The 23,860-nt window shown below is 28.8% G+C and carries 18 protein-coding genes; 3 read left to right on the forward strand and 15 right to left on the reverse strand.

Translation table 11 applies throughout. From position 1 onward, the window contains the following. Nucleotides 1-66: 66 nt before the first annotated feature. The 3 genes from ABCM86_RS07630 to ABCM86_RS07640 all read right to left on the reverse strand — a co-directional run bounded on the left by ABCM86_RS07630 (nucleotide 67) and on the right by ABCM86_RS07640 (nucleotide 6,157). A complete protein-coding gene (locus ABCM86_RS07630; protein WP_295732966.1) occupies nucleotides 67-1,674 on the reverse strand; it encodes a Na/Pi cotransporter family protein in 1,608 nt (535 codons plus the stop codon). Nucleotides 1,675-1,923: 249 nt separating this feature from the next. Beyond that, the gene (locus ABCM86_RS07635; RefSeq protein ID WP_195929821.1) at nucleotides 1,924-3,903 is read right to left on the reverse strand and encodes a fructose-1,6-bisphosphatase; all 1,980 of its coding nucleotides are present in this window, start codon (nucleotides 3,901-3,903) and stop codon (nucleotides 1,924-1,926) included. Nucleotides 3,904-4,366: 463 nt separating this feature from the next. Next, a complete protein-coding gene (locus ABCM86_RS07640) occupies nucleotides 4,367-6,157 on the reverse strand; it encodes an aminopeptidase P family protein (protein ID WP_343003789.1) in 1,791 nt (596 codons plus the stop codon). A 252-nt stretch (nucleotides 6,158-6,409) separates the two neighbouring features. Here ABCM86_RS07640 and ABCM86_RS07645 point away from each other — a divergent pair, with 252 nt between their 5' ends. Then, nucleotides 6,410-7,000 carry a metalloprotease family protein gene (locus tag ABCM86_RS07645; protein WP_195931830.1) on the forward strand — a complete coding sequence of 197 codons (591 nt, stop codon included), beginning with the start codon at nucleotides 6,410-6,412 and terminating at the stop codon, nucleotides 6,998-7,000. Between the two features lie 153 nt (nucleotides 7,001-7,153). Here the strand turns inward: ABCM86_RS07645 and ABCM86_RS07650 are convergent, their stop codons facing one another. From ABCM86_RS07650 to ABCM86_RS07665, 4 genes are all read right to left on the reverse strand, one after another. Then, entirely contained in the window at nucleotides 7,154-7,336 is a 183-nt protein-coding gene (locus ABCM86_RS07650) for a FeoB-associated Cys-rich membrane protein (RefSeq protein WP_343003790.1), read from the reverse strand. Nucleotides 7,337-7,387: 51 nt separating this feature from the next. Then, nucleotides 7,388-9,448: a ferrous iron transport protein B gene (gene feoB, locus ABCM86_RS07655; RefSeq protein WP_295677655.1), complete on the reverse strand. Its 2,061-nt coding sequence runs from the start codon at nucleotides 9,446-9,448 to the stop codon at nucleotides 7,388-7,390. Nucleotides 9,449-9,560: 112 nt separating this feature from the next. Continuing rightward, nucleotides 9,561-9,785 carry a FeoA family protein gene (locus ABCM86_RS07660; RefSeq protein ID WP_022072102.1) on the reverse strand — a complete coding sequence of 75 codons (225 nt, stop codon included), beginning with the start codon at nucleotides 9,783-9,785 and terminating at the stop codon, nucleotides 9,561-9,563. Between the two features lie 29 nt (nucleotides 9,786-9,814). Further along, a complete protein-coding gene (locus ABCM86_RS07665) occupies nucleotides 9,815-10,027 on the reverse strand; it encodes a FeoA family protein (protein WP_195931311.1) in 213 nt (70 codons plus the stop codon). Between the two features lie 266 nt (nucleotides 10,028-10,293). On the opposite strand from ABCM86_RS07665, the gene ABCM86_RS07670 reads away from it, so the two are divergent. Further along, the gene (locus ABCM86_RS07670; RefSeq protein WP_295677654.1) at nucleotides 10,294-10,851 is read left to right on the forward strand and encodes a DUF3793 family protein; all 558 of its coding nucleotides are present in this window, start codon (nucleotides 10,294-10,296) and stop codon (nucleotides 10,849-10,851) included. Nucleotides 10,852-10,883: 32 nt separating this feature from the next. Here the strand turns inward: ABCM86_RS07670 and ABCM86_RS07675 are convergent, their stop codons facing one another. Beyond that, nucleotides 10,884-12,182: a hypothetical protein gene (locus tag ABCM86_RS07675; RefSeq protein WP_343003791.1), complete on the reverse strand. Its 1,299-nt coding sequence runs from the start codon at nucleotides 12,180-12,182 to the stop codon at nucleotides 10,884-10,886. 184 nt (nucleotides 12,183-12,366) lie between these two features. On the opposite strand from ABCM86_RS07675, the gene ABCM86_RS07680 reads away from it, so the two are divergent. Then, nucleotides 12,367-12,744, forward strand: coding sequence for a hypothetical protein (locus tag ABCM86_RS07680; protein WP_195931308.1), 378 nt, complete (start codon nucleotides 12,367-12,369; stop codon nucleotides 12,742-12,744). A gap of 172 nt (nucleotides 12,745-12,916) precedes the next feature. On the opposite strand, the gene nifJ is transcribed toward ABCM86_RS07680, so the two are convergent. From nifJ to ABCM86_RS07715, 7 genes are all read right to left on the reverse strand, one after another. Beyond that, the gene (gene nifJ / locus ABCM86_RS07685) at nucleotides 12,917-16,450 is read right to left on the reverse strand and encodes a pyruvate:ferredoxin (flavodoxin) oxidoreductase (protein ID WP_295732976.1); all 3,534 of its coding nucleotides are present in this window, start codon (nucleotides 16,448-16,450) and stop codon (nucleotides 12,917-12,919) included. Between the two features lie 678 nt (nucleotides 16,451-17,128). Beyond that, nucleotides 17,129-17,692 (reverse strand): phosphate propanoyltransferase, encoded by a 564-nt coding sequence (locus tag ABCM86_RS07690; protein WP_343003792.1) that lies wholly within the window; start codon nucleotides 17,690-17,692, stop codon nucleotides 17,129-17,131. A gap of 173 nt (nucleotides 17,693-17,865) precedes the next feature. Then, nucleotides 17,866-19,125 carry a 3-phosphoshikimate 1-carboxyvinyltransferase gene (gene aroA / locus ABCM86_RS07695; protein WP_195931506.1) on the reverse strand — a complete coding sequence of 420 codons (1,260 nt, stop codon included), beginning with the start codon at nucleotides 19,123-19,125 and terminating at the stop codon, nucleotides 17,866-17,868. Continuing rightward, nucleotides 19,118-20,203 (reverse strand): 3-dehydroquinate synthase, encoded by a 1,086-nt coding sequence (gene aroB, locus ABCM86_RS07700; protein WP_343003793.1) that lies wholly within the window; start codon nucleotides 20,201-20,203, stop codon nucleotides 19,118-19,120. Before aroB ends, aroA begins: the two co-directional genes overlap by 8 nt. After that, nucleotides 20,191-21,360 (reverse strand): chorismate synthase, encoded by a 1,170-nt coding sequence (aroC, locus tag ABCM86_RS07705; protein ID WP_343003794.1) that lies wholly within the window; start codon nucleotides 21,358-21,360, stop codon nucleotides 20,191-20,193. The genes aroB and aroC overlap by 13 nt, the downstream gene beginning before the upstream one ends. Nucleotides 21,361-21,385: 25 nt before the next feature. Next, entirely contained in the window at nucleotides 21,386-21,985 is a 600-nt protein-coding gene (locus ABCM86_RS07710; protein WP_195931509.1) for a flavodoxin family protein, read from the reverse strand. A gap of 81 nt (nucleotides 21,986-22,066) precedes the next feature. Next, entirely contained in the window at nucleotides 22,067-23,842 is a 1,776-nt protein-coding gene (locus ABCM86_RS07715) for a GAF domain-containing SpoIIE family protein phosphatase (protein ID WP_295761522.1), read from the reverse strand. Nucleotides 23,843-23,860 lie beyond the last annotated feature (18 nt).

The following is a 23,860-nucleotide window of genomic DNA, read 5'->3' on the forward strand; positions in this document are numbered from 1 at the left end:
ACCAAAAAGACCCAATCCTTAAAATTTAATGATTGGGTCTTAAAAATCTATATATATTTAATTTTATTAAATATCATAAGAATAATCAGCTATATTTTTAGAGTGGTCTGATATTCTTTCTAAGTTATTTAATATATCAAAATAAATAACACCAGAATCTACTGTACATTTTCCATCGTTTAATCTTTGTAGATGATGGTTTCTATATCCTATTTCTAATAAATCAACTTGTCTTTCATTTTCATGTACTTGTTTTCTAAGTTGTAAATTAATTTCTTCTAAACATTTCATAGAGTCAGTGAAGTTATTTATCGCTAAATTATATATTTCTCTAATTTCGTCTTCTGCATGTTCTGATAAACTAAGATTTTCATTAATTAAATCTCTACCTAATTCAGCAATATTTTCACCATGGTCTGATATTCTCTCTATGTCGTTAACTGCATATATTAAATTTGTAACTTTGTTACGTTCATCCTCATTTAATGATTCTTTTGATAGTTTAACTAAAAATGCAAGAAGTTGTCTTTGTATTTGGTTTACCTTTTTCTCCATTTCAAAAGTTTTTTCCACTTCTTCTCTTGAATTATTTAGTATACCTTCAATTGCATATTGTACAGATTCTTTAGCATAGTTAGCCATTTCTTTTATTTCTAAAAATGCATTTCCAACAGCAATGCTTGGTGTTTCTATCATTCTATCGTCTATATATTTTACATCTAAGTTTTCATGTTTTTCATCTTCAGTAACTGGTATTAATTTTAAAACTAATTTAACTATATATTTTGAGAATGGCAATAACACGATTACATTTACTACGTTAAATAATGTATGTGCGTTTGCTATTTGTCTTGCAACGTTGTTTGGATCTAAATAAGTTACAACTTTGCTTATTGGTATTGTAAATATAAACATAAATAGTATCGTACCTATTACATTAAATGTTAAATGCATAGTCGCTGCTCTTTTAGCATTTTTCGATGCACCTAAACTTGATAATAGTGAAGTAACACATGTACCTATATTATCACCATATAATATTGGTAATGCTGCACTCAGTGGTAAAATACCTTGTGATGCTAAAGCTATCAACATCCCCATAGATGCACTTGATGATTGAACTATACCTGTTATTAAGAAACCTGCTAGTATTCCTAATACTGGATGGATACCAACGAAAAGTAAAGCATCTCTGAATTGTGGTAAATCAGCTAAAGGACTTACTGCCTCTTTCATAAATTCCATACCCGTAAATAACATACCAAATCCTAATAATATCTCTGCATATTGTTTATGCTTTTGTTTTTTTGATGCTAAGTATATAATTATACCTATTCCTAATGCTATAGGTGCTATATCTTCTAATTTAAATGATACTAATTGTGCTGTAACTGTTGTACCTATATTGGCACCCATAATTACACCTATTGCTTGTGATAATGACATTATACCTGCATTAACAAAACCTACAACCATTACAGTTGTTGCACTCGAGCTTTGTATTATACCTGTTACTACAGCTCCTACTAAAACTCCCATTACTACATTACTTGTTAAAAATCCAATTATTTTTTTTAATTGTTCTCCGGCAGATTTTTGAAGTCCATCGCCCATCATATTCATACCGTATAAAAATAATCCTAGGCCACCTAGTAAACTAATTGCTATTTGCACGTCTGCTCCTCCTTAAGACTTATAAATTAATTCCTTTTGATAATACATTAAAAATCAAATTTGTTTGCTAAATCAAAGTTAATTCAATATTAAGATTATGTTAAATATGATATAGTCGTTAAAATTTGTATAAAAATGGTATATAAATCGTTTACTTTTGATTAAAAATCTTTAATTTATATACCACTTTTGTTAACATAAATATTTTCCCTAATTTGGTGTATTTTTATACTGTATAATATTATCTATTTATTTTTCTTTAATTAAGCCTTTTTTATAAGCTAAAAGCAACATTTTTAAATCATATATTTCTTCTTGCATTTTTTCTCCATCAAGAGTATCTCTCACATACATTCTACGAGCTATATCTTCTACAACTACTGAAGTTGATAATATATCACTTTCTTTTTTAATTGCGTCTTCTGCTGATGAGAATGGCTCATGAGCGACTAGTTGAAGTGTGTATGAGTTGTATATTAAAGTATATCCAGCTATACCTGTTTTTCCTTGATATGCTCTAGAAAAACCGCCGTCTATAACTAATATTTTTCCACCTGCTTTTATTGGACTTTCACCTTTTTTACTTTCAACAGGAACATGTCCAGTTATTATATGTGATTGTTCATAATCTAATCCAAATTCATCAAAAATTCTATTGCATATATTTTCATCTTCTCTCAATGTATAGTATGGATTTTTATTTTCTACATGAGTTTTTTTATCTGCAATAAAATATCTTTCATAAGTTGTCATATCATCTTTTCCAAATAATGAAGAACATTTACCTGTCCATAAGTACCACATCATATCCATACCAAATTGTTTTTCTGGACTCTTTTTATAGAAAAATCCTTTTCTCGCATAAGAATCCATTTGATCCATTAATGCTCTACCACTATACTCTTTTCCTTTTATCTTCATAGACATAAAGTTTCCTTTGTCATCAAGCGGGATACAACCATGTACTAACATATTTTTGTTTGCAATTAAGTATATACTTCCTTTTGAGAATAAGAATGAAACATGTTTTTGTAATTTTTCACTACCTTTAAATGAGGCTACTAATTTATCCATTACATTTTCTTCTTCTTTTGTCAATTTATATGGTGATTTTGGGTCTATAGTCGGGAAATTTGTATCCTTTAATTTATATACTTTTCCTTTTAAGTTTATAGTCCCCGCCTCATAATCAACTTTATCTAAAAGAAGTCTGTGCTTCATATCAAATTCTGGATTATTGTTAATTACTTCAGCTTCTAATTTAAATTGTATCATACTGATAGCTTTATGCATTTTTGCTATTAATGATTTTTCCTTAGTTGATACTTTTCCTTCTTCTGCTTTAGGCATAAATTCACTACATGGGTCATCTTTATATGCTTCCATCGCAAATGTAGCTAGAGGAAGTAGATTGATTCCATAAATATCTTCAACTATATCTAAATTTGCATATCTAGCTGATATTCTTATTGCATTTGCTATACAAACCTTTTGACCTGAGGCAGCTCCCATCCATAATATATCGTGATTTCCCCATTGAACATCTACATTGTGGTGATTTATAAGTGTATCCATGATAATATCTGGTCTTGGCCCTCTATCATATACATCACCTACTATATGTAATCTATCTACTACTAGTTTTTGTATAACTTTAGATAGAGCTATTATAAATTCTCTAGATCTATCTATTTCTATTATTGTTTCTATAATGCTTTTATAATACCCGTCTTTATGTGTACTACTTTCGTCTGGATGTAGTAATTCTTCTATTATATATTTAAAATCATCAGGAAGAAATTTTCTTACTTTAGATCTAGTATATTTGCTAGATGCATATCTACAAAGCTCTATAAGTCTGTGAATTGTTATTCTATAAAAATCTTCTAAATCTTCTTCTTCCTTTATAAGGATATCTAGCTTTTGTTCTGGATAATAAACTATTGTAGCTAGTTTTTTTCTCTCAGCTTCTGAAACAATATTCCCAAATAACTCCTCTATTTTTCTTTTTATAACTCCTGACCCGTTTTTTAGAACATGCACAAATGGTTCATATTCACCATGTAAATCTGACAAAAAATGTTCTGTCCCTTTTGGTAGACTCAGTATTGCCTCTAAGTTTATTATCTCTGCACTTGCACTCGATATGCTCGGATATTGCTTAGACAGCAACTTTAAATATTTAAGTTGGCTTTCCAACTGTTCATCCGGTATGTTATTTATTTTCATATTAAAATTCCTCCTAATATATTTTTACAAATTTAAATCTAATTTATCCTGTCCACTGTTCTTATATAAATTATAGCATACTCTTTATAGTTTTTTACTGAATTAATGTATATTCTATGCTTATTTATGTCGTATTATTTCTAATATTTTGAAAGTTTTTGTGCAACTTTGTAAAAATAAATTTATATTACATCAAAATTTTACACGTTATAAGAAAAGCTTTCAATTTCAATTAATTTTCTTATAAAAAAAATCCTTTCTTCTTGCGGTATATATGGATTTAATATACAATGTATTTATAAATTTAAAATATTATAAATATTTAGATAAATTAAATCAGCATTCCCTATAATTTTAAATATATAATTAAACATTGTAATTAAACATTGTGCATGCGAAATAGCCATAAGCTTAGATCCCCTTCTAATATTCTTATGGCTATTTTGTTATATATATTTAATTTTTATATAGCTCTAGTATATTGTTTTAACCACTCAACTTCATCTTCATTTAAATATGGTGAAATTTTATCAAATACTTCTTTATGATAGTTATTTAACCATACTATTTCTGATTTATCCATATATTCAGGATTTACACCATCTAAGTCGATTGGGGCAAATGTTATAGTTTCAAATTCCATAAATTGATCTAAGCCAACTTTTGGACCTCTTTGGCATATTAATTCGTTTTCGATTCTTATACCGTGGCTTCCTTCTATATATACTCCCGGTTCATTAGTTGTAACCATACCTTCTTCAAGTATACAAGAGTCATTTCTTTCAGGTACTATCTTCCATCTAAATCCATTTGGGCCTTCGTGAACATTCGATACAAATCCAATTCCATGACCTGTACCACATTTATAATCTGTTCCTAAATCCCATAGTGGACCTCTTGCTAAAATATCTAAATTTAGCCCTCTGCATCCATATAAGAATTTAGCTTTAGATAGTCTTATCATACCTCTTAAAACAGATGTATAGTGTAGTTTTTGTTCTTCTGTAATATCTCCTAATATGTACGTTCTTGTTATATCAGTTGTCCCTGTATAGTATTGTCCACCAGAATCTACAAGTAACATTCCTTCTTGTTCTAATTCATATTCACTTTCTTTTGTGGCACTATAGTGCATCATAGCAGCATGTTCTTTATATCCTGATATAGTCGGGAAACTTAAATCAAAACAGTCTTTGTCACTTCTTCTAAGTTGTTCTAATTTGTCAGATGCGCTTATTTCTGTTATTTTTATTTTTCCTATATTAGTTTTTAACCAATACATAAATTTAGTCATAGCGACACCATCTTTTATATGGCACTCTCTTATATTTTTAAGCTCAACTTCATTTTTTATTGCTTTAAATATAAATGTAGGATTTGGTGCATCTATTATTGATACATTAGAAGGTATATTTCTGTAAAGTTTGTAATTTACTGTAGTGCCATCTAATAAAACTACTTCATCTTTTTGTATAGTTTTTACAAAATCGTATATTTCAAAGTAATTTCTTACTTCTATTCCTATTTTATTAAATTCAGCTTTTATTTCATCATTTAATTTTTCTTCATCTACAAAATAATATACTTTATCTAAAGTTATAACTGCTGTAGATAAAACAACAGGTGTGTTATTTATATCGTTTCCTCTTATATTCAATAACCATGCTATATCATATAATGAATTTAATATATGCATTGTAGCATTTTGTTTTTTCATTATAGCTCTTACTTTAGTTAATTTATCTTGTATACTTTCACCAGCATATTTTACATCTAATAAAAACGCTTTATCTTTTGACATAGAAGGTCTATCTGCCCATAATTCATCTATCAAATCGTATTCATAAACTATATTTATATTTTTATCGCTATATTCTTTTTCATATCCATAGCCTTCTTTTGCATTTAGTACTCTTCCATCAAATGCTAAAGTATCACCATCTTTTAATACCCTGTTTAAATATTGTTCGACAGTTTCTACTCCTTGTTCTCCCATTTTAAATAATTTTATTGTAGAATCTTTTAATTGATCTTCTGCTTGGATAAAATATCTTCCATCAGTCCAAAGCCCTGCTTCCTCTAAAGTAACAACAACTGTTCCTGCTGAACCTGTAAAACCAGAAATAAATTGTCTACACTTGAAATAATCTCCTACATATTCACTTTGGTGAAAATCTGCAGAAGGAATTATATATGCAGAGATTCCTTTATTTTTCATAGATTCTCTTAATTTTTGTAATCTTTCAGTTATCATTTTTTCCCTCTTTTCTACTTAAATATTTATTTAATATATTATTCTTCTATATTATACTTCATTTACTTATTTTTCAATTAAAATATTTAATATTAATAGGTCTTTATAGTCTATAATTCAATTCTATATATTACTAAAATTTAATATTACTTTGCTTGAACATCATTTTTTTCTGGAATATAATTTATATATAGAAGTCTTTATTTATTAATATAAACTATTTTATATTAATTTTTAGAGGGGGGATATATTATGGAAACACAAAAAAATAACTTTTTAGGAGATAATACAAAATTAGTGTTGGAGTTTGACTATACAAACTGCTTTGACCTTATACATGAGTGGCTAGCTATTCCCTCTATAATCTCAAAGATATATAAATGCTTTTTTTATATTATGTGCATTCTTTTTATAATAAGCATATTACTAAGGCCAAATCTCCACCATATAATAATTAACTTTGGATTTGCAATAGTATTTTTCTTGGCTTTTATAGGAGGACACCAATTCCTTCACTTAATTGCCGCTTATATTATTGGTTGTAGAAATGTTAAACTAATGGTTTCCAAGGCAAATATATTTTGCTCTTGTGACAAAACTGAGCTCAACTCAAATAAATATATGTTTGTATCAATATTTCCATTTGCAATTACTACATTATTTAGCATAATAATTGCAATAATTTTTCCTGAATATTTGGGAGCAGTTTCTATTTTTAATATATTTCATTTTACAATATCAAACGGCGATATTGGTATAACTAATTACTTTTTAAATAACAAAGATACGTATTTTTATTGTAATCAAGATAAAAATACGGCTTATCTATATAAAAAATCTTAATCTAAAAAACCATCTTAAATATTAAGATGGTTTTTTAATTTTAAATAAATTATATATTATCTTTATATGGATAATTTATAATTATTATAAATAAAAAACTCTAGTTAAATTGGGGGGACCAAAATACTAGAGTTTTTCATTTAGGTTACTTTATTATTTAATTTTTTTTAAATCATCTACCATTTGATCTATATCTGCATGGCACTTGTCAGCTGAAGAACAGTTGCTACAACCACAGCCACAACTACTTTCGCCAGATTTTGACTTTTTGATAAAATTGCCAATTGTCGCAACCACTATTAATATCGCTACTATTGCAATTATCCAATTGATCATTTTAATTCATCTCCTATTTATACATTATACACTTATTTAAGTGAAATTTATCTAAAAGATAAACATACAAACATGGTATACGATGAATGCTACTATATAAGCAGTTATCATTTGGAATGCTATTGTTATTCCAGTCCATTTCCAAGAACCCATTTCTTTCTTTATAGCACCTACTGCTGCGAAACAAGGCATGCAAAGTAAGTTAAATGCCATATATGAGAATGCTGCTGCTTGAGTGAATACTGCTGATAATCCTGGAAGTGCTGCTGTACCTTCAGCTGCTGCTTCTGATACTGCATCTGCTGCACCGAATAATACACCGAATGTAGAAACTATATTTTCTTTAGCTATCCATCCAGTTACAACTGCAACTGATGCTCTCCATTCACCAAATCCAAGTGGTGTAAATATCCATTGTATTCCTCTACCTATACTAGCTAATATAGATTCATCCATTTCACACATTCCACTGAAGTTGAAACTAGATAAGAACCATATAAGTATAGTTGATCCTAAGATTATTGTTCCTGCTTTTATTGCGAATCCTTTAACTTTTTCCCATGCATGTATTAATACACTTCTTAAAGTTGGTATTCTATATTGAGGAAGCTCCATTATAAAGTTTGAAGTTTCACCTTTGAATAAAGTGTTACTTAATATTAAAGCTCCTATTACTGCTACTACTATACCTATCATATATATAGAGTAAATTATTAATGTTTGATTATATTGTGTAAATAAAGTTGCAGCAAACATTAAGTATATTGGTAATTTAGCTCCACAAGACATGAAAGGTGTTATCATTATAGTTAATCTTCTATCTTTTTCACTTTCAAGTGTTCTAGATGCCATAACTGCTGGCACTGAACAACCATATCCCATTAAAAGTGGTATGAAAGATTTTCCTGATAAACCAAATCTTCTAAATAATCTATCCATAACGAAAGCAACTCTCGCCATGTAACCACTGTCTTCTAAGAATGACATTAATAAGAATAATACTAATATTTGTGGTAAGAATGATACAACTCCTCCTACCCCAGCAAGGATACCATCGCCAACAAGTCCTGTTGCCCAATCAGCAGCACCCATGCTTTCTATTGCACCCATTATAGTTTCTGTAAATGGTCCATCCCAAAAATCAGTAACTATAGTTTGTAACCATACACCTATACCTAAAGGTCCTTCACCAAAAGTGATTGAGAATAATGCATACATAATTACTAAAAAGGCTGGTATAGCTATAATTCTGTTTGTAAGTACTTTATCTATTTTATCTGATGTTGTTTCTTTTCTTTGACCGTTTGCTTTAAGCGGTTTGCTAACTGTTTTATTTACTACTTCTGATATGAATTTATATCTTTGGTCTGCTATTTCAGCTTCTGTGTCTCCATTGAAGTCACTATTTGCTTTTTCTACTATTGAAGTTATTTTTGCTCTTTTATTTCCTGGTAATTTTTCAATTACTATTTCATCTTCTTCAAGTATTTTTATTGCTTGCCACATTTCATATGAGCTAGATTTGTGATTTTGATTATCGTTATCATTAAGTAGTCCCACTATCTCTGTTATATAGTTGTTAACTTGTGGTGAAAATACTTCTAAGTCGTTACTTTGTGTTTTTGATGAAGCTATCTTTTGTGCAGCTTCCATTAATTCATTTACACCTTTTCCATTTCTTGCAACTATTGGGATTACTGGTACACCTAATATTTTTGAAAGTTTTTTAACGTCTATTTTTGTTCCTGATGCTTCAACTTCGTCCATCATATTTAAAGCGATTACAGTAGGTATTTTAGTTTCTAATACTTGTAAAGTTAAATATAAGTTTCTTTCTATATTAGTACCATCTACTATGTCTATTAAAACATCTGGGTTTTCATCAACTATGTAGTCTCTTGCTACTATTTCTTCTGCTGAATATGGAGATAAAGAATATATACCTGGTAAGTCTACTATCTCTATTTCCTTATTTTTTTTATATTTACCTGTTTTTTGTTCAACTGTAACACCTGGCCAGTTACCAACATGTTGTTTTGAGCCGGTTATATCGTTGAATAATGTTGTTTTACCGCAGTTTGGATTACCTGCAAGCGCAATTCTTATACTCATTTCGTCTCTCCTCTAAATATTATTACATTTTACCCCAATTACGTCATGATTTTTAATGTCATATTAAATTATATAAGTGCTATATACTATATTTATTTTATATGATTTAGAACTATTTTAAATTTATATGTTCTGCCTCATCTTTTCGTAAACTTAATTCATATCCTCTTAAGTTTACTTCTATTGGATCTCCTAAAGGCGCTACTTTTACAACTTCTACATCTACACCAGGAGTTATTCCCATATCCATTAATCTTTTTCTTACTGGTCCTTTTTTACCAAGGTTAAGAACAACACCTTTTTGCCCTGGCTTTAAATCTTTTAACGTCTTACTCATAAACATTTCCTCCCAATTAAATTGTGCAACTATTGAACTATAATTTTGTTTGCCATGCCTTTGTTTAAAGCTATTTTAGACCCTTTTATCATTAATATTATTCCACTATTGTTTTCAGAGATTACTTCTATTTTTTCTCCAGCTATAAATCCTAAGTTTTGTAAGTGTCTTTTTACGCTTTCTTTAGCACGTATTTCTTTAATTATTTTTTGTTCGCCAATATTCACCATAGTTAATGACATAACATGCACACCCTCTCTTTTTATTTTACTATTTTAAAGTGACGGATAATTGATAGTTATTAATGATAATTATCAAAATCATTATTTAACGATATCAATTATCATTTTTATTTTTTATAGTTATATATTAGACCTTTTGGGTAAATTTGTCAACAACAATTGATAATAATTCTTATTTTAATTGTCCCGATTTTGCTATATTAAATTTGTAATTCTAGAATAAAATTTTACTTTACTTTTGATACTATATATAGGAGGTATGCTATATGTTTCAAGAGAAATTAATCAAATTTTGTTCACCTACATTAGTTGGCTTTAAATGTGGTAGTTTATTTAAGGTTAAGTGCGATAATTCATACCCACTAGATAAAATATTAGCCCAATATAATATCAAATATAACGGCAAAGGGGTTTTCTTCATCAATCTACTAAAAAGAGATAATTCTTCATTAATATATGTGTATAGACCTCTAAAGTTAACTAAAAATTTATCCTCTATAGCTGCACATAATTTCTTAAAATCATATGGATATAAATTAAACGATTTAGACAGTGATTTAAATTATCTTAAATATAGATTTGAATCTTTACAAAAAACACCCCACGAAATAGGAGTTTTTTTAGGCTACCCTATTTGGGATGTAAAAGGTTTTATTGATAATAAAGGAAAGGATTTTAAGTATTGTGGCACTTGGAAGGTGTATAATAATACCGACTATGCCAAGATTTATTTTAAGAAGTGTAAATACTATACAAATTTATATTGTAAATTGTTTAGCTTAGGAGTTCCATTAGAATATTTAATTTTAAAAAATAGCTTATAGATATAAATTTAAAATTAATGTATATCCATAAGCTATTTATTTTTTTCCTTTTTAAATTTTGAAATTATCTTTTCTAAAATGCTTATTTTCTTCTTATATGGTTTATCAATTATATTATCATCATATTGGTCAAATTCTACTTGTTTATGTAATCTCAAATCATCTATAAATTGATTTATGCAATCTCCTACAGACTCTTTATCTAAGCATTCTGAAGTTAGATATACACAAAAGTCTTCTGGCTTAATTTCTCTATAATCGATATTTTCTAATAGTGATTTTATTTTAGGGTTTGATTTATCCTTATCGTCGTATTTAATTACAACTTTATTTTCTTTTATTTCAAAAGATATAATGTATATTTTCTTATAGTCTTTATATATAAAATAAGGATACTCTCCTTCAAACTCATTTAGTTTTAATATAGGAATTATTTTATTTTGGATATAGTTATTGATATTTGTAGCAAATTTAGTATTTGGAAATTGATATTTATCTTCAAAATCCTTACATGCATTTTTAATTGCTATTGAAAAATCCGAATAAATCCTATAAATAGGTTGGTAATAATAACAATGATTAGGATAATTATATCTATTTTCTTTATATTGTTTTAAATTATAATTATTATCATTTTTCCCCAATGCTTTTAAATTATTTAAGTATATCACTATTTCTTCTTTAATTTCATCTATCCCTTTAACTTTATCTCTATAAAATTCAAGTGCTTTTAATGCCTGTTCTAACTCAATTTTTTCTATATTTATATCGTTTGTTTTTAATAGATCTTCTTTATCTAGTGAAAATTCTTGATTGTATTGTTTTTTTAATTGTAATAAATTTAAGATAAGTATCAGCAAAGCATATTTAATTAGCTCTCTTTCTATATAATTGAGTCCATTATCCCCAAATATTTTGTATTTCATCAATATGTTTTTTGCTTCTTTAACTGCTAACAAAACTCTATAGTTATCTTTATTCTCGTCTTCTGATATATTTATCTTGCTATAATCCCAAAATCTTATCCTACAAATTATATCCTCGCAATATAAAACAACCTTATATCTTAATTCTTTATTATTTATATATAGAGGTATCTCATAGCCTTTATCTACCTTTTTAACATCTAATAATATTATTTCACTCTGCTTATTTATCTCTTCTAGGACTTTGTCTTTATTTTGTTGTATATTTATTAATTCTAATTTAATCTGGGCAAATTCGCCTAATTCTATATTAAATATTGATAAATCTTTATTTATAGAGACATCTATAAAATGGTTATAAGTATTTCCTATAGTATTGATTATTTCTTCATAATATTTATTCATAGGCACCTCCAGAATCTTAAAATTATATCTCTTACAAAAATTATAATAGATTTTTTAGATTTTATATATATTATTTATCATAAACATCAAATTTTACCTTAAAAAGGAAAAATATCTTTAGATTTAAATATATATATTATATAATTGTATATACATATTAAATATACTACAGGGGGACTACAAAATGGAAAATGGATTAATGAATAGCCGTATGATGGGCTTTACTGATGTTAGGGGATTAAATATATTAGAAGATGCTATAGCTAAATTTCCCAATGAAAATTATAAGGATATAGACATACAAAAAAGTCTAGACCAATATGATTTATTTAGAAAAGAAACTCAATTTGATGAGATATACGGAGATTCAGACAGAACGATGGATTTAGGTGATAATAAAGTACTACATATATTTGAAGGCCGTAAATTCGAGCTTGCTTTATTTGACTCAAATGATGTCGCTATAGGAGCTGCCACTATATTTGGAGGGGGATTTAAAACTTATTTAAATGAAAAACAAATAGAAGAGATATTTGTAGTTCAATCAATTGAACTCAAATAATATATTTTAATAAATTTTTTATAATTATATATCAATCTTATAATTATATATCAATCTTATAATTATATATCAAAATGGCGAACCAAATGGTTCGCCATTTTTTATATGTTAAATTAGTTATAATAAGTAACTAATTTATAAATTCTATTTTATATTAGACACAATATGATTCTTATTGATCAGCTAATCTCTTATAGCTTTCTAATCTATCTTTAGAAGATTGTTCAGCCATAGCAAATAATTCTTCAGCTTGTTCTGGGAATTGTTTAGCTATAGAAGCATATCTTACTTGTCCAAGTATGAAATCTCTGAAGCTTTCAGTTGGTTCTTTAGAATCTAATGTGAATGGATTCTTACCTTGTTCTTTAAGTTCAGGATTATGTCTGTATAAATGCCAGTATCCACATTTAACTGCATCTGCTTCGTTTTGTATAGTTTTACCCATACCACATTTTAATCCGTGGTTTATACATGGAGCGTAGCATATGATTAGAGATGGTCCATCATAAGCTTCAGCTTCAACTATAGCTTTAACGAATTGGTTATAATCAGCACCTATAGCAACTTGAGCAACATATACGTTACCATAAGACATTGCCATCATACCTAAATCTTTCTTTCTAGATCTCTTACCAGCAGCAGCGAATTTAGCCATTGCAGCAAGTGGAGTAGCTTTTGAAGATTGTCCACCAGTATTTGAGTAAACTTCTGTATCGAATACTAATATGTTTACATTTTCACCAGAAGCTAATACATGGTCAACACCACCGTAACCGATGTCATAAGCCCAACCGTCTCCACCAAGGATCCATTGAGATCTCTTAACTAGGTAGTCTTCTCTAGATTTTATACTTTCTATTAAAGCTTTTGCTTCTTCGTTTTCTGGTTGAGCGTTGTTTAATAATTCAACAACTGCTTTAGAAGCTTGTACTGAAGCAGCACTATCTTCTTTAGCATCTACCCAAGCACCTAATACTTGAGAACATTCTTCAGAACCACAAACGTTCATTAAAGCTTTCATATCATCTTCTAATTTATTTCTCATTTGTTTAACTGCAAGTCTCATACCTAAACCATATTCAGCATTGTCTTCGAATAAAGAGTTTGCCCAAGATGGACCTTTACCTTCATGGTTGCAAGTATATGGAGTTGAAGGTGCAGAACCACCCCAAATTGATGAACAACCAGTTGCATTAGCTATCATCATTCTATCTCCGAATAATTGAGTTACTAATTTGATGTATGGAGTTTCACCACATCCAGCACATGCACCACTGAACTCGATAAGTGGTTGTTTAAATTGACTTCCTTTAACACTGTTAGGGTTCATTAAGTCAACTTTTGGAGCAACTTTCTTAGTATCAACAGCGTAAGCCCAGTTATCAACTTCTTGTTCTTGAGTTTCTAATGGTTCCATAACTAATGCTTTTTGTTTAGCTGGACAAACGTCAGCACAGTTTCCACATCCTGTACAGTCCATTGTACTAACTTGCATTCTGTATTTTAATCCTTTTAATTCTTTACCTTTAGCATCAACAGCTACAAATGATTCTGGAGCTTGAGCTAATTCTTCTTCAGTTACAAGAACTGGTCTTATACATGCATGTGGACAAACAAATGAACATCTATTACATTGTATACAGTTTTCTGGTTTCCATTCTGGAACATTAACTGCTATACCACGTTTTTCATATGCTGCTGTACCACATGGGAATGTACCATCTTCGTATCCTAAGAATGAAGATACTGGAAGGTCATTACCTTTTTGAGCAACCATAGGTCTTAATATATCTTTTATGAATGCTGGTTCATCTACTTCTGGTTTTTCGCCTTCAATAGCATCAGCCCAAGAAGCTGGAACATCAACTTTTACTAATGAATCTATACCTGCATCAACAGCTTTATAGTTCATGTTTACTATAGCTTCACCTTTTTTACCGTAAGCTTTAACTATAGATTCTTTTAAGTATTTAACAGCATCTTCTACTGGTATTATATCAGCTAGTTTGAAGAAAGCAGCTTGACATATCATGTTTATTCTGTTTCCTAAACCTATTTCTTGTCCTATTTTAACAGCATTTAATGTGTAGAATTGTATATCATTTTTAGCGATATATTGTTTCATTTCAGCTGGTAAATGTTCATCTAATCCTTCAGCGTCCCATATAGTATTTAATACGAAAGTTCCGCCTTTTCTAAGTCCTTTTAATAAATCATATTTGTAAACATATGATTGGTTGTGACAAGCTATGTAATCAGCTTCATCTAATAAGTAAGTTGATCTGATTGGAGTATCACCAAATCTTAAGTGAGACATAGTTATACCACCAGATTTTTTAGAGTCATAATCGAAGTATGCTTGAGCATATTTGTCAGTATGGTCACCTATTATTTTTATAGCTTGTTTGTTAGCTCCAACAGTACCGTCAGATCCTAATCCCCAGAATTTACATCTTACAGTTCCTTTTGCAGATATTTTTATTGGTTCTGCAGCTGGAAGTGAAGTGTTAGTAACGTCATCAACTATACCTATAGTGAATCCGTCAGCTGGTTGTTCTAAGTTTAAGTTTTCAAATACTGCATTTAAGTCAGTAGGTGTAGTATCTTTAGAACCTAATCCGTATCTACCACCAACTATAAGTGGAGCATTTTCAACACCTTTGTAGATGTTGCATATATCTAAGTATAATGGTTCTCCTAATGAACCTGGTTCTTTTGTTCTATCTAAAACTGCTATTCTTTCTACAGTTTCTGGCATTGCAGCTAAGAAATGTTTTTTAGAGAATGGTCTGTAAAGGTGAACTTTAACAACCCCTAATTTTTCTCCCTTAGCATTTAAGTAATCTATTGTTTCTTCTAAAGCTTCTGTAACAGAACCCATAGCAACAACTACATGTTTAGCATCTTCTGCACCATAGTAATCGAATAAACTATGTTTTCTTCCTGTTAATTCACTAACTTTAGCCATATTTTTTTCTACTATATCTACAATATTTTCGTAGTATTTATTTGAAACTTCTCTTGTTTGGAAGTAAATATCAGGATTTTGAGCAGTACCACGAGTAACAGGGTGATTTGGAGATAATGCTTTATCTCTAAATGCTTGAACAGCATCCATATCTAGTAATTGTGCATATTCTTCGTTATCCATTAATTCAACTTTTTGTATTTCATGTGAAGTTCTGAATCCATCAAAGAAATGTAAGAATGGTAAAGAACCTTCTATAGCAGACATATGAGCTACTGGAGCTATATCAGCAACTTCTTGAACAGAACCTGAACATAATAAACATGCTCCTGTTTGTCTACATGCCATAACGTCTTGATGATCACCAAATATTGATAAAGCTTGAGATGCTATTGCACGAGCTGTAACGTGGAATACACCTGGTAATAATTCACCTGCTACTTTGTACATATTAGGTATCATTAATAATAACCCTTGAGATGCAGTAAATGTTGAAGTTAATGCACCTGCTTGTAATGAACCGTGGAATGCCCCAGCAGCACCTGCTTCTGATTGCATTTCAACAACATTAACTTGTTGTCCAAATATATTTTCCCTTCCTTGTGAAGCCCATTCATCAACTAATTCTGCCATAGTTGAAGAAGGAGTTATTGGATATATAGCAGCAACATCAGTAAACGCATAAGCAACGTGAGCAGCAGCTGTATTTCCATCTACAGTTTTCATAAATTTAGCCATTTTAGTACTTCCTCCTTATAAATAAGTAAATATTATTCTTAACATATAATTTGCCATCATAATATTGTTCTATTTTTAACAAAGTGTTTATATTTAAACATTCCTATCTAAAATTCTATATTCATTGTCAAAATCCTCTTAAAAAATTATTTTTTTTTTAAAATGTAAGTATTTATTATAATTGTTTATATTATTTATATATTTTTATTATTTTTCTTAAATAAATAAATAACTTAAAATCATATTGCCTCTATTACTAATTTTTTGATAACTTAAATTAACAAAAACACCCCGTTAATTGATTAGTTTTTTAACAATTTATCAGAGGTCAAATATGTTTTGACAATTTTTACAGTTTTTAAATTTACAACTATTTTTCCCGTATGAGGATTTTTTATAATATGTATATTTTTGTAATATATAAATACGTAATAAATTATATTTAGGTTGAGTAAAAACGCCCTATTTTCTACAATTTTCCAATAAACATATTTTGGTAAATATAAACTTATTTGCAATTATTATGTTAGCACATCTAAAATTTTTTTTAAAGTATTAATAATTTTTTCTTTTTTTTTTAGTAATTTTCTTAATTTAGTTAAAAAAAAAAGAAGTGTATACTATATACATACACTTCTTATTACTTTTTTAATCATAAAATTTTATAAATAGATAAAATTATTTTATTAACTCTACTAAATCTCCGTTTTTAACGCCAGCTGCATTTCCTTCTTCTATGTCAACGTGCATTTCTAAAGCAAAGTTAGCATTAGCTCTAACTAATATGTTGTGGAAAGTTAATCCTCTTAATCCTTCAGTTTTAACACTTACTACATCTTTATCTTTAACACCGAATTTTTCAGCATCTTCAAGACTCATGTGTATATGTCTAGCTGCTACTATTATACCTTTTTCACATTCAACTTCACCATTTGGTCCTACTAATTTGAATGCTGGAGTTCCATCTATATCTCCTGATTGTCTAACTGGAACTGATAAACCTAATCCTCTAGCGTCTGCTAAAGAAACTTCAACTTGAGATTCTGGTCTAACTGGTCCTAAAACTCTCATTGTTTGTTGTCCTTTAGGTCCTACTACAGTAACTTTTTCTTCACATGCATATTGTCCTGGTTGAGATAATGGTTTAAATGGAGTTAATTGGTATCCTTCTCCGAATAATACATCAACGTCAGCTTGACTTAAATGTACGTGTTTATTTGATAATGCTATTGGTAATTTCATAATAAAAACCTCCTGAAATATAGTTTAATTTTTAATAACCGCAATTAAATTATATCTAAAATTTATAATAAAATCAATTGTTATAATATATTCGTATATTGTATATTACAATCTTTTACTTTATTTATTAAATCTTTTACATTTTTTAACATCATTTTATTGCATAATTTATACTATTTAGCTAAATCTCTTAACAAATCAAAGTATCCAGGGAAAGATATATTTATACAGCTAGGATCGTCAAGAATAACTCTAGAATCACTTACTAAATCTGCTATAGAGAAAGACATTGCTATTCTATGGTCTTTAAATGTTTCTATAGTAGCTCCATGAAGTTTAGTTTTTCCTTTTATTATCATGCCGTCTTCTAATTCTTCTATATCTGCACCCATTCTCTTTAAGTTGTCTACAACAGTTTTTATTCTGTTGCTTTCTTTTACTTTTAATTCTTGAGCATCTTTTATTATAGTCGTACCTTCAGCCTGTGTTGCCAAAACGGCTATAACTGGTATTTCATCTATTAATCTAGGAATTATAGTTTTATCAATTGTAGTTGCAGTTAAGTCTTTAGAGTATTTAACAAGTAAATCTCCTACTTTTTCTCCACCTACTATTCTTTCATCTATAATTTCTATATTTCCATTCATATTTCTGACAACATCTATTATTCCAGTTCTTGTTTCATTTAATCCGACATTTTTTATTAAAACTTCAGAACCTTCACTTATTAAAGCTCCTACTATTATAAAAGCTGCAGAAGATATATCTCCAGGAACATAAATATCCTGGTTAAATAGTTCATCTACAGGATTTACAATTATATCTAGTCCATCTTCTTTTATATCTGCACCAAATGCTTTTAACATTATCTCTGTATGATTTCTCGATTTAACTTTTTCTCTTATTATACTTTGTTTATCAGCATATAAACTAGCAAGTATAATTGCTGATTTTACTTGGGCTGATGCAACGGGCATTTTATAATCTATACTGTGTAAATGACCACCTTTAACTGTTATAGGCGTAAAGTTTGCATCATCTTTTCCAGTTATGTCACATCCCATCATTCTAAGTGGGTCTGTCACTCTCTTCATAGGTCTTTTACCTATAGAGGCATCACCTATTAATGTAGATTCAAAATCATTTCCAGCAAGAATACCCATAAGTAGTCTTATTGTTGTTCCTGAATTTCCTACGTCTAATATATCAGTTGGTGCTTTTAATCCTCTAAGCCCATTTCCTTTAATGAATACATCTTTCCCATCTATTTCTATGTCTACTCCCATTTTTCTAAAGCATGCAACTGTACTTAAACAATCTTGTCCCATTAAAAAGTTACTTACTTTATTGTTTCCTTTTGATATAGCAGAAAACATTATCGATCTATGAGATATAGACTTATCCCCTATTAATTCAAAACTTCCTCTAAGCATATTTGCACTCCTTTATTATTTCTAAAATTGTCTCATCATCTACATCATTAAATAAATCCACTTTACCATGTTCTACTGGCAAAATCATATTTACTTTTGAAAAACTATTTTTCTTATCAGTTTTCATTATAGATAGCACTTCTTGTTCGCTTGGCCCCTCAAATTCTGTTGGCAAATCAAATACCTTACATATATTTAAAAATTTATCATAATATTCTTTAGTTATTAAATTTTTTCTTAAAGAAAGTTTAAATGCCATATTCATACCTATGCTTACAGCTTCCCCATGAGCTATATGGCAAAGTTTCTCTACTCCATGGCCGAAAGTATGTCCAAAGTTAAGGATTTTTCTAAGTCCTCCTTCTTTTTCATCCATTTCAACAACATGAGCTTTAATTCCTGCACATTTTTTTACTATGTATTTTAATGTTGAATCTATTTTGTCTAATATCTCTTCACTATTTTCTAATAAATAATTTATAAATTCATAATCATATATAAATCCATATTTAACAACTTCGCTCATACCGTTTCTAAATTGGTCATCTGGCAAAGTTCTAAGTGCTGATACATTTATAAAAGTAAATTTAGGTTGATAAAATGCACCGATTACATTTTTATAAGTTCCTAAATTTATGCCTGTTTTACCACCTATAGATGAATCTACTTGTGCTAAAAGAGTTGTAGGTACTTGTACAAAATCTATTCCTCTCATATATGAAGAGGCAACATATCCTGCTAAATCTCCTATAACACCACCACCTATAGCTATTATAAGTGATTTTCTAGTAAGACCAGCCTTTATCGCATGTTCTAGTATTTTTTGAAAAGTATCAAGGCATTTAGATTCTTCCCCTGCTGGAACTATATATTCACTTACAAATTTAGCTCCTAAAGAATCTATAAATTTATTTAATTGTGTTTTATATACATTTTCATCTGAAATTACTAGTACCATATCGTAAATTTCATTTATATTTTTATTAGTTGTGCCATTTACTTCATTTAAAGCTTTATTAAAACTTCTATAGCTATCATCAATAAAAATATTGCATACTTTGTTTTTTATTTTTTCCATCCTCTTTCACCCAACCTCTGAATATATGAATTATAATTTCTTTTTACGTCTTCTAAACTACTTCCTCCTATTGTTTCTAAGAAGAATTGACATATAACAAAAGCAACTACATTTTCACACACAACGCTACAAGCCGGAACTGCACAAGTGTCTGAACGCTCTACTGTAGCTTCATAGCGTTCTAATGTATTTATATTTATTGAGTTAAGAGGCTTGTATAGTGTTGGAATTGGCTTCATAGCGCATCTTATTATGACTTCTTCTCCAGTTGTCATTCCACCTTCTATACCACCTAATCTATTTGTAACTCTCTTTATTCCATCTTTTTCATTATATATTATTTCATCCATTACTTGAGAACCTGGAAGTTTTGCTACATCAAATCCTATACCGAATTCGACCCCTTTTATAGCTTGAGTTCCCATTAGATGCATTGCTAATACACCGTCAATTTTTCTATCAAATTGAGTGTATGACCCAAGTCCTGGAATTAAGTTTTTTATTCTAACTTCTACAACCCCACCGATTGTATCTCTTTCACTTTTTATTTCGTCTATTTGTGCAATCATCTTAGCTTCTACTTCTTTATTTGCACATCTAACTTCTGAATTATCTATATTATTTTTTATATAATCAAAATCATATATATTTTCATCCTTCACATTACCAATTTGTATAACATGAGAGACAAAGTCTATATCGAAATTTTTTAATAGCTGTTTGCAAATCGCTCCTACTGCTACCCTACTTGCTGTTTCTCTTGCTGATGACCTTTCCAGTACATTTCTTGCATCATCAAAATCGTATTTTAAGCAACCGACTAAATCTGCATGACCTGGTCTTACATTGTTTACTTTTCTAGTTTCAAAATCTACTTCATCCATTGGTGCCATATGTTCAGTCCAGTTTTGGTAGTCTTTGTTTTTTACTTCAATTGATATAGGTCCCCCTAGTGTTTTTCTTCCCCTAACACCACCAAGAATATTTACTTTATCACTTTCAATTTTCATTCTGCCACCACGGCCATAACCACATTGACGCTTTTTAAGTTCTAAGTTGATTTCATCAAAGTTTAGTTCTATATTTGATGGCAGTCCATCAATTATAGATATTAAACTCTGCCCATGTGATTCACCACTTGTCAAATACCTTAACATAATTCATCGCCCCTTACTTTTAGTATTAATTATTTTCTTTAATTCTTTTTATATATTCATCAACATCTCTGTTGAATCTAGCTTTGAAATCTTCATTTTCCATAAAAGGAACTTCATCTGAATTAGATAGGTATAAATTATAATCTAAATCTGTATTTATCGATTTATAAAATATATCCATTACAATTTGTCCACCTAAAAATTGATCTTTAAATTCAGGTTGTCCACCAATTGCAATATACATTCCCAGTCTAAATTTATCTCTATCTATAGATGGTTTTTTTAATATATATTTACTAGCGAAAAATGCTTGTGTTCTATCTACTACTGTCTTTACTTTTGTAGATACACTTGAAAAATACATAGGACTTACTGTTATTGTCCCTGTACTTTTATTAAATTCTTCATATATAGGTGTCATATCGTCTTTTATTCTACAGTAGCCTGTCTTTTCACAAGCTCCACATGCAGTACAATACTCGATATTCATTTGATATATGTCTAATACTTTGTAATTAATGTTGTTATCTTCAAATTTTTTTGTTATCTCTTTTATAATAGAGCTACAGTTTTTGTTTTTACGAGGACTTCCATTAATTATTAATACTTTATCATTTTTCCCCATATGAATCCTCCTATTTTAATGTTAAATCTTTTATGTGTTTTCATATTAATTATTATAGCACTTAATATGAATTTCTTTATATTATTTATTGCTCAAGCATACTACTAGTATATCATCATCAAAATTATGTTTAGGTACAAATTCACCTAATTCTTTTTTCAATGCATTTATAAAGTCATCTTTTTCTAACATATAATTCTTAAGTAAAAATGACTCAAACCTCTCTATTCCAAATTCTTCTTTATCTTTATTTTTTATTTCAATTATTCCGTCTGTATACATACAAATCATAGAACTATCTTTTATAGAGATTGTGCTTTGCTCATAATTTATATCTTCTAGGACGCCTAATGGAATATTTTTTTTGCATAGAGTACCATCAGTACATTTGAATTTTCCGGAATTATCTATTATTATTGGACAATAATGACCTGCATTAGAGATATCTAATGTATTACTTTTACTATCTATAATTCCCACTATACATGTTGTAAAAACATCCATTTTATCAAATTCATCATATAATATTTGATTTAATTTATTCATAATTTCTGCTGCAGTTTGATAATTATAACATAATGTCTTGAAGCATCCCTTTATCATTGCAACAATATAGTTTGATACTATACCATGTCCCATAACGTCGGCAATTATATATGCGACTTTATCTTCATTTATAACTTGTGCGTGATAGAAATCCCCACCTATAACTGTTGCTGGTTTATGGTAGAAATATAAATCTTTATCATTAGATAAATTCATTTCACTTTCATTCATTATAAGTTTTTGCTGCTTATTTAATATATTTAGTTCATTTGCAATTAATTTATGTTTTGTTTCAGCTTGATTGTATTTATATAATTGCATACCTAATACGATTTGTTTAGATATTAATTCTAATATATTAAAATCATCTTCAGTATATCCATGTCTATTGTTTGAGCATAATATACAACCTAATAACTTATTTCCATCTTTTAGTTTGTAGTACATGTAATTTTCTACTTCTATCTCATCTATAATTATAGATTTCGCTTGATTTATATAATTTCCATCTTCGTTGTATTCATCTATTTTAAGTAATATCTTTTGGAAATCAATTTTTTTCTTTAGTCTATTTTCCATAGCACTAAAAATTTTATAATCATAATTTAAGTCATCAATTACTATAAATGCCTCATCACTTTTAGTAAGTTTCTTGGCTTGACTGTTTAATGATTCCATAAACTCATTTACATCATTATTTAAGTGTAGTTTTGTCGTTATTTCATTTATATTACTTATTGATTCTCTAAGTTTGTCTATTAGTTCTTTAGTGTGTTCATTATCAAAAGTTATTTCTATTGATAATGATATAAGAGATACTACAGAAGATATAAATGTTATATCTGATTCTTCTAATGAATCTTCTTCAGTTAAAAAGCACGTCATAAATCCTATAACATTGTAATTTAAAATTAAAGGAAATACTATTCTTCCCTTATATCCTTCCATTTTAGCTAGTTCTCTTTCATCAACTGCTTTTGGATTTTCAAATATATCCTCTATATATATAATTTTTTTCTGTTCAACTGCCTCATGTATATATTTAGGATAAGATTTTTTAAAGTTTAACTTTGTTCCTATTTTTTGATTTGGTGGAAATACCTTTGGTATATAATCTAAGGTAGCTGAACAAACTAAATAAGCATGTTCAAAATCATTATCATAAAATAAGTTAATACATGCTTTAGTTGGCTCAACTACCTCTAACATTTTATCTACAATTTGGTCTTTTATTGCAAAAAAATTAGTGGACTGAGTTACCATAGCTGATATATCAACTAAATTTTTCATTAATTTTCTATACTTTTCCATCAAGCATCCTCCTTGATT

This window comes from Clostridium sp. 2218st1_F5_2218SCRN_220325 (assembly GCF_039062665.1).
In the GTDB taxonomy this organism is placed as follows: Bacteria; Bacillota; Clostridia; order Peptostreptococcales; family Peptostreptococcaceae; genus Intestinibacter.

What these genes read in the sequence shown, in the direction of transcription:
- ABCM86_RS07670 (WP_295677654.1), top strand. Translation starts at nt 10,294, where the DNA reads ATGTTTCAAGAGAAATTAATCAAATTTTGTTCACCTACATTAGTTGGC.
- ABCM86_RS07690 (WP_343003792.1), bottom strand. Translation starts at nt 17,692, where the DNA reads ATGAAATTACCAATAGCATTATCAAATAAACACGTACATTTAAGTCAA.
- ABCM86_RS07635 (WP_195929821.1), bottom strand. Translation starts at nt 3,903, where the DNA reads ATGAAAATAAATAACATACCGGATGAACAGTTGGAAAGCCAACTTAAA.
- ABCM86_RS07645 (WP_195931830.1), top strand. Translation starts at nt 6,410, where the DNA reads ATGGAAACACAAAAAAATAACTTTTTAGGAGATAATACAAAATTAGTG.
- ABCM86_RS07675 (WP_343003791.1), bottom strand. Translation starts at nt 12,182, where the DNA reads ATGAATAAATATTATGAAGAAATAATCAATACTATAGGAAATACTTAT.
- ABCM86_RS07640 (WP_343003789.1), bottom strand. Translation starts at nt 6,157, where the DNA reads ATGATAACTGAAAGATTACAAAAATTAAGAGAATCTATGAAAAATAAA.
- aroC (WP_343003794.1), bottom strand. Translation starts at nt 21,360, where the DNA reads ATGTTAAGGTATTTGACAAGTGGTGAATCACATGGGCAGAGTTTAATA.
- ABCM86_RS07710 (WP_195931509.1), bottom strand. Translation starts at nt 21,985, where the DNA reads ATGGGGAAAAATGATAAAGTATTAATAATTAATGGAAGTCCTCGTAAA.
- ABCM86_RS07660 (WP_022072102.1), bottom strand. Translation starts at nt 9,785, where the DNA reads ATGAGTAAGACGTTAAAAGATTTAAAGCCAGGGCAAAAAGGTGTTGTT.
- ABCM86_RS07665 (WP_195931311.1), bottom strand. Translation starts at nt 10,027, where the DNA reads ATGTCATTAACTATGGTGAATATTGGCGAACAAAAAATAATTAAAGAA.
- ABCM86_RS07715 (WP_295761522.1), bottom strand. Translation starts at nt 23,842, where the DNA reads ATGGAAAAGTATAGAAAATTAATGAAAAATTTAGTTGATATATCAGCT.
- ABCM86_RS07680 (WP_195931308.1), top strand. Translation starts at nt 12,367, where the DNA reads ATGGAAAATGGATTAATGAATAGCCGTATGATGGGCTTTACTGATGTT.
- feoB (WP_295677655.1), bottom strand. Translation starts at nt 9,448, where the DNA reads ATGAGTATAAGAATTGCGCTTGCAGGTAATCCAAACTGCGGTAAAACA.
- ABCM86_RS07650 (WP_343003790.1), bottom strand. Translation starts at nt 7,336, where the DNA reads ATGATCAATTGGATAATTGCAATAGTAGCGATATTAATAGTGGTTGCG.
- nifJ (WP_295732976.1), bottom strand. Translation starts at nt 16,450, where the DNA reads ATGGCTAAATTTATGAAAACTGTAGATGGAAATACAGCTGCTGCTCAC.
- aroB (WP_343003793.1), bottom strand. Translation starts at nt 20,203, where the DNA reads ATGGAAAAAATAAAAAACAAAGTATGCAATATTTTTATTGATGATAGC.
- aroA (WP_195931506.1), bottom strand. Translation starts at nt 19,125, where the DNA reads ATGCTTAGAGGAAGTTTTGAATTAATAGGGGATAAGTCTATATCTCAT.